The organism is Lysinibacillus sp. NPDC093190 (assembly GCF_050280425.1).
In the GTDB taxonomy this organism is placed as follows: domain Bacteria; phylum Bacillota; class Bacilli; order Bacillales_A; family Planococcaceae; genus Lysinibacillus.
Genome location: NZ_JBNNVG010000002.1, coordinates 166,321 through 177,550 on the forward strand (window position 1 = coordinate 166,321; position 11,230 = coordinate 177,550).

10 protein-coding genes are annotated in these 11,230 nt (G+C 37.2%); all 10 read right to left on the reverse strand.

What is annotated here, in order from left to right; all coding sequences use genetic code 11:
* Positions 1-72 precede the first annotated feature (72 nt).
* The 10 genes from allD to ACQKOF_RS02855 are packed head-to-tail and all read right to left on the reverse strand — an operon-like array spanning position 73 to position 10,695.
* Positions 73-1,071: an ureidoglycolate dehydrogenase gene (allD, locus tag ACQKOF_RS02810; protein ID WP_427553479.1), complete on the reverse strand. Its 999-nt coding sequence runs from the start codon at positions 1,069-1,071 to the stop codon at positions 73-75.
* A 14-nt stretch (positions 1,072-1,085) separates the two neighbouring features.
* On the reverse strand, positions 1,086-2,093 hold the full coding sequence (locus ACQKOF_RS02815) for a zinc-binding alcohol dehydrogenase family protein (protein WP_427553481.1): 1,008 nt from the start codon (positions 2,091-2,093) through the stop codon (positions 1,086-1,088).
* Positions 2,081-3,346 (reverse strand): hypothetical protein, encoded by a 1,266-nt coding sequence (locus tag ACQKOF_RS02820; RefSeq protein WP_427553483.1) that lies wholly within the window; start codon positions 3,344-3,346, stop codon positions 2,081-2,083. Before ACQKOF_RS02820 ends, ACQKOF_RS02815 begins: the two co-directional genes overlap by 13 nt.
* Before the next feature lie 12 nt (positions 3,347-3,358).
* A complete protein-coding gene (locus tag ACQKOF_RS02825; protein ID WP_427553485.1) occupies positions 3,359-4,858 on the reverse strand; it encodes a UxaA family hydrolase in 1,500 nt (499 codons plus the stop codon).
* 21 nt (positions 4,859-4,879) lie between these two features.
* A complete protein-coding gene (locus ACQKOF_RS02830; protein ID WP_427553487.1) occupies positions 4,880-6,145 on the reverse strand; it encodes an MFS transporter in 1,266 nt (421 codons plus the stop codon).
* Between the two features lie 37 nt (positions 6,146-6,182).
* A complete protein-coding gene (locus ACQKOF_RS02835; protein ID WP_427553489.1) occupies positions 6,183-7,016 on the reverse strand; it encodes an SDR family oxidoreductase in 834 nt (277 codons plus the stop codon).
* Positions 7,009-8,031, reverse strand: a complete 1,023-nt coding sequence (locus ACQKOF_RS02840; RefSeq protein WP_427553492.1) for a zinc-binding alcohol dehydrogenase family protein — start codon at positions 8,029-8,031, stop codon at positions 7,009-7,011. Before ACQKOF_RS02840 ends, ACQKOF_RS02835 begins: the two co-directional genes overlap by 8 nt.
* 9 nt (positions 8,032-8,040) lie before the next feature.
* Positions 8,041-9,105 carry a mannonate dehydratase gene (gene uxuA, locus ACQKOF_RS02845; protein ID WP_427553495.1) on the reverse strand — a complete coding sequence of 355 codons (1,065 nt, stop codon included), beginning with the start codon at positions 9,103-9,105 and terminating at the stop codon, positions 8,041-8,043.
* 12 nt (positions 9,106-9,117) lie between these two features.
* Entirely contained in the window at positions 9,118-9,738 is a 621-nt protein-coding gene (locus ACQKOF_RS02850; protein ID WP_427553497.1) for a bifunctional 2-keto-4-hydroxyglutarate aldolase/2-keto-3-deoxy-6-phosphogluconate aldolase, read from the reverse strand.
* Between the two features lie 12 nt (positions 9,739-9,750).
* Positions 9,751-10,695 (reverse strand): sugar kinase, encoded by a 945-nt coding sequence (locus ACQKOF_RS02855; protein ID WP_427553500.1) that lies wholly within the window; start codon positions 10,693-10,695, stop codon positions 9,751-9,753.
* Between the last annotated feature and the right edge of the window lie 535 nt (positions 10,696-11,230).

Genomic DNA, 11,230 nt, shown 5'->3' on the forward strand with positions numbered 1-11,230 from the left:
AATCAATCTCCTACCTATAAATATGAAAACTCTCCTTGGTATTATGTAGCATAACATATTTTATTAGTTTAATTAACTATTCAAATATTTATACACTTGTTCGGGTAAATCAATACCCTTTTCTATTGTATCTGCACTACGTTTTTGTTCAATCTCACCAGGAACAAGTACTTGGTCAAAATTTGGTGCCGTTGGAGCATCATGTAATTCATGAATCATTTGTGAGACACTTGCCTTGAATTGGTTAACATCACCAAAAATATTTGGATCTAATACATATAAATATTGTCCTAGATTACGTTTTTGTTCGTAATCACCATACATTTTTGAAATGTGCGGACCAAAAGCTGCACTTGCTAAAATTCCAGAGAGTACGTCTACTACTAGTGCCATACCATATCCTTTTGGTCCTGCAAACGGTGTTAAAGATTTTACTTGATGAGGGTCTGTGGTTGGTGTCCCTTGTGCGTCAACTCCCCATGTATTCGGAATCGTCTCACCTTTTTCACGTGCATATAAAATTTTTCCAAGTGCTACATTGCTTGTTGCCATGTCCAGAATGATTGCCTTTTCGTCAGTTGGAAAACCGAAAGCTATTGGATTTGTTCCAAAATACGGCTCCTTTCCACCAAAAGGTACAACAGCTGAGTCTGTTTGAGAGCACATAATAGCAATTAAATTTTCACTTGTTGCTTGTTCAAGGAAATAGCCGAGCGCCCCACAATGGCTACTTTCTTGAATAATGGTTGTACATGAGCCATGTTCTCTAGCTATTTTAATCGTTTCATCCATTGCTTCTTTACAAATGACATGCCCGAAACCATTATCCCCTTTATAAATAAGATGATTTGTGCCCCGTTTTTCGACTGAAAAATTAGGATTTTTCGTAATTCCGCCTGCTTTCAAACGTGTTATATAATGCTCCACACGCATTACACCATGAGAACTTACACCACGTAAATCTGCATAAATCAAAACATCTGCTACTTGTGCAGCTGTTTCTGTGTCAACACCTTGAACTGTAAACTTTTGGACAACTAATTTTTTTAATGCCGGTACGGAAATATTCATTAAAATCCTCCTCATTACTTAAAATAGATTTGTGCTTTATTCGTGTTGTATTGTTTTGTCTCAAAGTAAGAAATCGCTTCATCAAATGCGATTTTTTTCGTTACATAGCCTTTCTTTATGTCTCCTGATTGCATATAGTCCATGACTGTCTTAAAATCTTCTAATGTTGCATTACGACTACTTTTTAATGTTAACTCTTTTGAATGAAATTCAGGATCGTTAAATGTAATCGTCTTCTTCATTAAGCCAATAAACACTAATGTTCCGCTATTTTCTACGTACTGGAACGAAGATTCCATTGATTGTTGATTGCCTGTTGCATCAAATACAACTGTTGGCAATTCACCATTAAATTTTTCATGAAGCTGAGCCATTACTTCATTATTTACAACAATCACGTCATCCGCTTTCGACCATCCCTGACCTTCTTTTAAACGTTCCTCATTCAAGTCCATTAAAATCGTTTTTGCTCCACGTAATTTAGCAAAGCGTGCCGCTCCTAACCCGATTGGACCTGCACCAATAACAAGTACCGTATCATTCTCTGTTAGCTCTGAACGACGTACTGCGTGAGCACCGATAGCTATAGGTTCAACAATGGCTAATTGATCGCCTGACACTGCGTTATTAGTAATCACAATACTTTCATCGACTACGATATACTCACCCATACCACCATCCATATGTACGCCTAATACTTTCAGTGATTTACAGCAGTTCGTTTGACCTCGACGACATGCAACACACTCGCCACAATAGATGTACGGAATAACTGTTGCTCGATCCCCTACTTGAATATCTTTAACTGCTTCTCCGACTTCTTCCACAATAGCTGCCAGTTCATGGCCTAAAACACGTGGGTAGCTAAAGAATGGCTGTTCACCTGCAAAAGCATGTGTATCTGTTCCACATATGCCAATATGTGTGATCTTTAATAGAACATCATGTCCTTTTTCAATACTTGGCTTGTCTACCTCATGTTGTATCATTTGAAACGGTTCATTAATTATCAATTGTCGCATGCTATTTCCTCCAATAATCTATTGATTGTTGATAATTGTTTAATAACCTCTATTGCATCACATTGGAAATATTGCTCGATAAATTGTTGCATTTTCTCTGCTTGTCCTTGCTCAAATTGTTCATGAATATCTGTCAATTTTTCAATAACATCATCTGATTCACGCATGGAAAAACGTGTTGGATTCATTGCAAATATACCTATTGCTAAAGCTTGATAATATATTTCCGTTTCAGCATATGGTGCAATACGTGCTTGCCACTTTGATAACTCATTTAATTGAATGTCATATAAGTGATGCTCGATAAATGGATTTAAAAAACGTTCAAAAACATCTTGCTGATAGTCTTCATCTACTTGGAATCGTTGTGTAAAATCATTTGTTACTTTTTCAATAAAGGCTCGAATACCCGCATTAGAAAATGCTTCTCTCACAGTTTTATAGTTATAAATCTTGCCAAATGCAGAAAGTAAAATGTGACTACCATTTAAAATGGCGACCTTGCGTTTGCGATACATGTCTAAATCACCAAAGATAAAAGGTAATTCAAGACTTGTTGGCCAATGTTTAAAAGGTTCTATCTGATCAATCACAAATAAAAAATAGGGTTCACAAACTGTATATAAGGCATCTTTACCCTTATAATCTAGCGGATAACCCGTTACGATACGGTCTACTAGTGTATTACAAAAGGCTAAAGTAGCAAGCCATTCAAGAAATGCTGTAGGGAAAGCCCAGTCCTTGGCATGTTGCAGACATATATTTTTTAATGCTTTACCATTTTGTTCAATCAATTCAAGTGGTACGATGGCCAATTGTTTTTCACCTTGAAAATGATCGTAATAATGTTTTAGGAATACCGTTAATTTTGCTGCATAGCTTGTTGGACAGGCAGTAGGATAAGGGATATTCTCGTAATAAATTCCTGCCTCAGTCGTATTAGAAACAATCATTTCTAGTGTTTCCGATTGTGCATATTGTAAGAATCCATGCCAGTTTTTATATGGATTAATGGTATCTTGAATAGCTTTAACGATAGTTTCTTCTTCTACAACCTCACCATCTTTTAACCCACGTTCCTTCACTGTAAATTGCAACTGTTGTTCTTCTAACTGCTTTACCGTTTTTCCTCTTTCTGTTGCAGCGACTGAAACGATGCTAAAAGGGACTTGTAGTTTTTCAACTGCCAAGTCAAAAAAGCCTCTCATAAAATTTCCGTCACCTATTTGCATAATTTTAATAGGATGCTTCATCTTATTTCTCTCCTACATCGTAACGCCATCTTTAAAAATAGCGATTTCTTTAAATCCATATTTTTCATTATTCGTTTGTACTTCTCCTGAAGCTAGCGCTAAAATATAATCCATAAATTCATCGACTAATACATCTATCGGTTTACCTTCCACTAATTGCCCTGCGTTAAAGTCAATCCAATTTTTTTTGCGTTCATAAAGTGGTGTATTTGTTGAAATTTTGACTGTTGGTGTTGGCCCTCCAAATGGCGTTCCCCTCCCTGTTGAGAAAAGAACAATTTGGCAACCTGTTGAGGCAAGAGCCGTTGTTGATACTAGATCATTACCTGGGCCATTTAGTAAATGTAGCCCCTTTGTTGACATACGGTCGCCATAATCAAGCACTTCTTTTACTTCTTGGAATCCCCCTTTTTGAATACAGCCAAGTGATTTTTCTTCCAATGTTGTAATACCACCTTCTTTGTTTCCTGGAGATGGGTTTTCATAGACAGGTTGGTTATATTTAATAAAATACTGTTTAAAGTCATTTACTAAATGCACGATATCCTCAAAAACAGATGCATCTTTTGCACGTTCCATTAAAATCTGTTCAGCACCAAACATTTCTGGAACTTCCGTCAACACTGTTGCTCCACCCGCCGAAATCAACTGGTCAGAAAATACTCCAATCATTGGATTAGCTGTAATGCCAGAGAAACCATCACTACCGCCACATTTCAATCCGATTTTCAACTCCGAAATGGATAACTCTTGTCGTTCAAATGTCGTCGCATATTCAAATGCTTTTTCAAGCAATCGTTGACCCTCTTCCATTTCATCTGCCGACTCTTGAATATTTAAAAACGCTACGCGATGTTCATCATAATGACCGATTGTTTTCTTAAACAAATCAATATAATTATTCTCACACCCTAGCCCTAATACAATGACTGCCCCTGCATTTGGGTGGTGAATTAAATTAGCTAAGATTTTTTGTGTATACTTTAAATCATCGCCGAGTTGAGAACAACCATATGGATGAGCAAAATGTTGTACTCCGTCAAAATTGTCAGCGTTCAATAATTGATTGCCTAGCTTTGCCAAGTTTTCAGCTACTTTGTTAATGCACCCGACCGTATTAATAAGCCAGATTTCATTTCGTACACCGACCTGTCCATCTTTTCTACGATAGCCCTTAAACGTGCGTTGTGCGTGACGAGGTTTAGCTACGGAATGTGTTTTCGGTTTAAATTCATAGCTTAATTCACCCGATAAATTGGTTTTCATATTATGTGAGTGAACCCAACTACCTGCTGGAATTTCTTCTGTTGCATGACCGATTGGGAACCCGTATTTCATGATATGTTCATCATTAGAAAGAGTAGTGATGGCAATCTTATGCCCACGTCGTACTTGTTGCTGTAAAGTTATTTCTGTCCCATCCAATGGAAATAAAAAGCCTTGAGGAAGATCACTCAAGGCTATGGCAACATTGTCCATCGGATGAATTTTAATAACTGATTGATTGTTCATTTTAATCCACCCTTTCTATTTCTAAGCTATTTCTTTATGAACGATTGGCTTAACGAATTTAATAACTGCTAATGAAGCGATGACTGCTAAACCACCTGCAAGTAAGAATGCTGCAGAGAACGTTCCTGTTTTATCTACTAGGAAACCTGTTAAAGTTGGCCCAATAATACCAGCTGTGTTTGCCAGGAAATGCATAAAGCCACCAACAGATCCAACATATTTTGATTCCACAACGTCATTAATAATTGCCCAGTAAATAGCACCTGTTAAATATAAGAAGAAAACAGAGGTAGCAACAAGCGCAACAGCACTAACTGTTGTTGTTACAATACCTGCACAGCCAATGGATACAGCTGCTAAGAATAAACATGTAACTAGCACGACTTTACGAGAGAATAAAACACCCTTACTCATAAAGCGTTTATAAATGAAATCCGATACAATTCCACTCAATGCTAAGCCTAAGAATCCTAAAATCCACGGAATAACAGTGACGATACTCATATCTTTAACGTCCATACCACGAGCGTCTACTAAATAGCTTGGGAACCAAGTTAAGAAAAAGAATAGGATATAGTTATAGGCAAAAAACGCAAAGGCCGTAAATAATACTGTTGATTGTTTTAAATAGTAAGATAGTCCACGACTATGATTAATATCATCTGCTGCCATTTCTAAGTTGGCTATTGGTTCTTTAATGTCCACGTTTTTCGGTTTTTCTTTTACTACTTTAAACCATACAACTGCCCAAATAAATCCGAGGATCATAATCGCAATAAATGAATATTTCCAGCCATATGCTAATGCAATATAACCAACAATTGGACCTGCAATGGCTCCACCAAGTGGCGTACCACTATTGGCTAGCCCTACTACAGATGCACGTTTATCTGCCGGAAACCAGTTATTCACCATTTTATTAATGGTTGATGATAATGGCCCTTCCGCCATACCAAAGACGATACGAACAATAATCAATGAAGCGAATCCAACGACTAATACCATTGCTCCACTGAATAAAGACCATACAATCATCGCTACAAATAGGGTTAACTTTGCACCAAATCTATCGGATGCCATCCCACCTAAAAAATTAAATATCGCATATCCAACAGAGAAACTACTAAAGATAATTCCTAATTGTGTCGAAGTTAGATGAATATCTGCTTGAATAAATGGTGCCGCAATCGATAATGCCGAACGGTCTAAATAGTTAATGACACCAGCTAAAAACAACATAATAATAACAACAGTTTTGCCATCCCCAAAAATACCTTGTTGTTTCATATATTTCACCCCTAATATTTGAAATAATTTCTCTTCGTTAAACCCCTGAGTAGGCCATAAATCCACCATCTACAGGAATCGTTACACCAGTGACGAATGCTGAGTATGTATCATCAGCTAAAAATAATAATGTTCCTAATAAATCTTTTGGTTTTCCAAAACGTTTTTGTGGTGTAGCTGTAATGATTTTTTCTGAACGTGCTGTTAATGAGCCATCTTCTGTAAGCAACAGATTCCGGTTTTGTTCGGTAATAAAAAATCCAGGTGCAATAGCATTAACACGTAAACCCGCTTCTGCAAAATGAACAGCCATCCATTGTGTAAAGTTATTAATCGCTGCCTTTGCCGCACTATATGCAGGCACTTTTGTCATAGGTGCATAGGAACTCATGGATGAAATATTAATAATCGTCCCCTTCGTTTTCAGCAATGCTTCACCAAAAACTTGGACGGCTAAAAATGTTCCTGTAAAATTATTCGAGAATACGCTTTCAAAACCGCTTGGCGTTAATTCAAAGAAATTTGGTGTAATAGATTCTTCTTTATATACTTCATCAGCAGTAATGGCATCTGGATGATTGCCCCCCGCTCCATTAATAAGCACATCAATTTGACCATATTGCTGTAAAATTGCTTGTCTTGCTGCTATTAATGACTCCTTATTCAAAACATCAACGGGAAAATTAATCGCTTCTCCACCATTTTCTTTAATCGATTGGACGACTGCTTCTCCTTTTTGGGCTGTACGATTTAAAATAGCAACTCGCATTCCTTGCTTTGCTAACTCCTTTGCCATCTCAGAACAAAGAACACCACTACCACCTGTCACAACAGCTACTTTATTTTGTAATGCTTCATGCACCTTACTCACCTACTTTTAAAATGACTTTGCGTACTTCGTTTGGATTTTTCTCGATAAATTGAAAAGCTTCTTTTGCTTCATATAATGAGAAAGTATGTGAAATTAAACCTTGTTGCTGTAGCTTTCCAGCATCGACAAGCTTTACTACGTTTTCAAATTGGAACGTTTGCAAACGTGATCCTTTTATCGACAATTCCTTTTTCGTAATGGGCAGTGGGGCGAGTTCAATTGCTTCTTCCGCAAAACTAAGTACAACCACTCTTCCAGCAACTGAAGCTGCATCAATAGATTGTTTAAATGTTAGCGGAATACATACCGCATCAATTGATACATTGACACCTTCTCCATCTGTCCATCTACCAACAGCTTCTAATAAATCTTGTTCTTTCACATTTATAACTTCATCTGCACCAAGTTCTTTTGCATAAGAAAGTTTAGAGGCATCTAAATCAGAGATCATAACACGAGCATCCATTAATTTAGCCATCTTTAAAATACAGATGCCAATCGGTCCTGCTCCTTGAATTAATAGCGTCTCACCAGCTTGCAATTCACCGCGGTATACTGCTTGTGCACCAATTGTATACGGCTCGATTAAAACTGCCTCTTCAAGAGATGTGTGGTCTGCTACTTTATGTAGTTGCTTTTCAGAAACAACAAAACGCTCACGCATACCGCCATCTTCATGCACACCAAAAACAGATAATTTTTCGCAGACATTTGGTTGTCCTTTGCGGCAAGCATAACATTCACCACAATAACGGATTGGTTCGACAACGACTTTGTCGCCAATTTTTAATCCTTGAACCCCTTGGCCAATGTCTAACACACGTCCAACAACTTCATGCCCTGGTACACGAGGTAAAGTCGCTAATGGATTCGAGCCGTGATAAATATGCATATCAGAGCCGCAAATGCCAACATATTCTGTTTGGACAAGGACATCTGATTGCTTTGTTATCACTGGTTCTGCTACATCAATTAAAGCCATTTCAAAAGGTTTGTTTACTTGTAATGCTTTCATACACTTCACCTATTTCTTTAGATTTTCATAAGCATCCCAAAGACCGTTTAAATACATAATGCCAAGTGCTCGGTCATATAAGCCGTAACCTGGACGACACTGTTCTCCCCAAATATGACGACCATGATCTGGACGTACATAGCCTTCAAAGTTTTGCTCATTTAATGTACGCACAATATTTTTAATATCTATTGAACCATCCGATGTAAAATGTGAAGTTTCAAAGAAACTACCATTCTCCGAAATTTTTACATTTCTAATATGGGCGAACGGAGCACGGTATGCATATTTTCCAGCAATAGCTACCATATCATTTTGTGGGTCCGCACCCATTGAACCTGAGCAGAACGTAAAACCATTAGCCATTGAATCTGAAATTCTGATTAATTTTTCATAGCTTTCTGCTCCCGTAATAATTCTTGGCAAACCAAAGATTGAATACGGTGGATCATCCGGGTGAATCGCCATTTGAATACCTGATTCTTCTGCTACTGGTAAAATTGCTTGTAAGAAGTAAGCTAAGTTCTCCCAAAGTTTGATTTCATCTACTTCTTTGTACTGCTCGAATAATTCTGAAAGTCGAGCTAATCGTTCTGGTTCCCATCCTGGAAGCGTTAAATCCGAAGAAGCACTTACTTCATTCACAAGTTCTTGAGGATCTAAATTCATTACTTTTTCCTTATCGAAATAAAGGGCCGTTGAGCCATCTTCTAATGGATGGAATAAGTCTGTACGCGTCCAATCGAATACTGGCATGAAATTATAACAAATTACTTTCACACCAACCTCACCAAGATTACGAATCGATTGCTTATAGTTCTCTATATATTTATCACGAGTCTGCAGTCCTAATTTAATATCTTCATGTACGTTAACACTTTCCACAACATCTGTATGGAATCCGAAAGATTGAATATAATTAATTTCATTTTGAATGGCTTCTTTTGTCCATACTTCTCCGGCTGGTAGGTGATGTAAAGCCCATACAATTCCTTTCACATTCGGAATTTGCTTCACATCTTCCAATGTCACTGTATCATTGCCACGACCATACCATCTAAACGTCATATTCATATTAATTACCTCCTAGTTTGATAAATTTTCTATATATGCCTTTGCACGTTCAACAACGCCTGCATAACCATCTTTTGCATATGCTTTATTTAAATCACTACCAATACCAACCGCGATCGCCCCCGCTTCTAACCATTCGTTCATATTAGCTAAACCAACACCGCCTGTAGGCATAATCGTTACATGTGGTAATGGCCCTTTAACGGTCTTAATAAAGTTTGGTTCAAATTGATTTCCCGGGAATAATTTAATAATGTCACTTCCACCTTCAAGAGCTGTCACCATCTCTGTAATCGTCATACAACCTGGTAAATACGGTATGCTATAGCGATTACAAATCGTTGCAATGGCAGCATTGTAGCTTGGACTAACAACAAACTTTGCACCGTTTAAAATCGCGTGGCGCGCAGTCTCAACATCCAATACCGTCCCAGCACCAATTAATGCATCACAATTACGTAATGCTTTAAATGTTTCTTCTACAAAAGGCGTAGTATACGTTATTTCAATTGCTCGAATGCCACCTGTAATTGCACCTTTTGAAATTTCTGTCGCTTCTTCAGGTGAATTTCCTCGAACAACAGCTACAACTTTTGCATTTGATAACGCTTTCAAAATTTCGATTTTTTGCATTCCTGACAACTCCTAACGCTCAATTAGTTTTTCATCGCCAATAAATTGCTTTAATTCTCGTAATGACGGAAGCCCCTCATTATCTCCTTTAATCGTTGCCACAAGTGCACCCGCACCATTTGCCAAACGCAGCCGTTCCGGAATATCATAACCATTTAAATAGCTATATACATAAGCTGAGTCAAACGCATCTCCCGCTCCAACGGTATCGATCGCATGAATGGAGAATGCTTCTTGATCATACTGTTCAGTAGTTGTATAAACTGAGGCTCCATGTTCGCCTTTTTTAATAATAATTTCACCTATTTTGTAACTCTCTTGAACGTCTTTGACTGTACGCCCTTCAAATAAAAGTTCAAATTCGTCCTGTCCTGCTAGAAGGAGATTGATTGATGGGTATACTTTTTCGTATACTGCACGGGCATCTTCTATAGTCCATAACTTTAATCGTAAATTCGGATCAAAGGATATAGGAATATTTTTTGCTTGTGCTAAACCAATCAATTTCAATGCAACATTAATGTTATGTTCACACACTGCTAAATACACACCGCTAATATGTAATAAATCCACATCATCCAGTACTGACTCATCTAAACGATCTTCTGTTAACTCAAGTAAAGGTGATGGATTGCGGTAATAAAACGATTTACCTGCACCGCCTTCTCTAATTTCCTTGAAGTAAATAGAAGTTGGTATATATGGTGTTTGTATTACATGTGATACATCAATCCCTTCACCACGGGCAAAGTTGTAAATCAACTTGCCAAATTCATCGTCTCCAATACAACTAATCCATTTTGCTTCCATATCTAAACGTGTAATACCTATCGCAAAATTTAATTCTGCACCACCCACCGCTCGCTCAAAAGAAGGAACGAATCGTAGAGGACCTGTTTTAGACGGATTAAAAACGACCATTGCATCACCAATCGTTGCAATTCGTTTATTTCTCAATTTTTTCATTCCCTTCTTTAATAAAACGTTTTAGTAAAACGTTTTATTAATACTATCACGAAATTTTTCGTGTTGCAACAATAATCTGATTTTTAAGATTATTAGAATGAACTATCGTTTCTTCAAAAGTGGATGTAATCTTCTAGAACTTAATAGAAAAGCTGTTAGGTACGATTTTATTTCTCTTTTTTGAATCATGAATAAACACTACAAACAAATAGTAACTATATGTATTCATGTTTAAATACAAATAAGCTATAAAGAAAAATCTCTTCACAGCTTATTTGTATATTAATTATTTAATGCTACCTTTTTTATTTCCACTTATAGTAAGCATTCGAGATGACAAATATATAAAATAACTTTCAACTCAAATGGCATACGATTCCTTGCATGCAAATTTGATATTCTACACACATTTGTATCAATTATGTCTCGGCATAATTGCGTCCAGAATCGGCTTTGTGCTTAGGCCTGCAAATGTTTTTTGTGCGAAAGCGTAGTGCTAACGCAGCGGCAGCAACAGATATTTTTT

What these genes read in the sequence shown, in the direction of transcription:
- allD (WP_427553479.1), bottom strand. Translation starts at nt 1,071, where the DNA reads ATGAATATTTCCGTACCGGCATTAAAAAAATTAGTTGTCCAAAAGTTT.
- ACQKOF_RS02815 (WP_427553481.1), bottom strand. Translation starts at nt 2,093, where the DNA reads ATGCGACAATTGATAATTAATGAACCGTTTCAAATGATACAACATGAG.
- ACQKOF_RS02820 (WP_427553483.1), bottom strand. Translation starts at nt 3,346, where the DNA reads ATGAAGCATCCTATTAAAATTATGCAAATAGGTGACGGAAATTTTATG.
- ACQKOF_RS02825 (WP_427553485.1), bottom strand. Translation starts at nt 4,858, where the DNA reads ATGAACAATCAATCAGTTATTAAAATTCATCCGATGGACAATGTTGCC.
- ACQKOF_RS02830 (WP_427553487.1), bottom strand. Translation starts at nt 6,145, where the DNA reads ATGAAACAACAAGGTATTTTTGGGGATGGCAAAACTGTTGTTATTATT.
- ACQKOF_RS02840 (WP_427553492.1), bottom strand. Translation starts at nt 8,031, where the DNA reads ATGAAAGCATTACAAGTAAACAAACCTTTTGAAATGGCTTTAATTGAT.
- uxuA (WP_427553495.1), bottom strand. Translation starts at nt 9,105, where the DNA reads ATGAATATGACGTTTAGATGGTATGGTCGTGGCAATGATACAGTGACA.
- ACQKOF_RS02850 (WP_427553497.1), bottom strand. Translation starts at nt 9,738, where the DNA reads ATGCAAAAAATCGAAATTTTGAAAGCGTTATCAAATGCAAAAGTTGTA.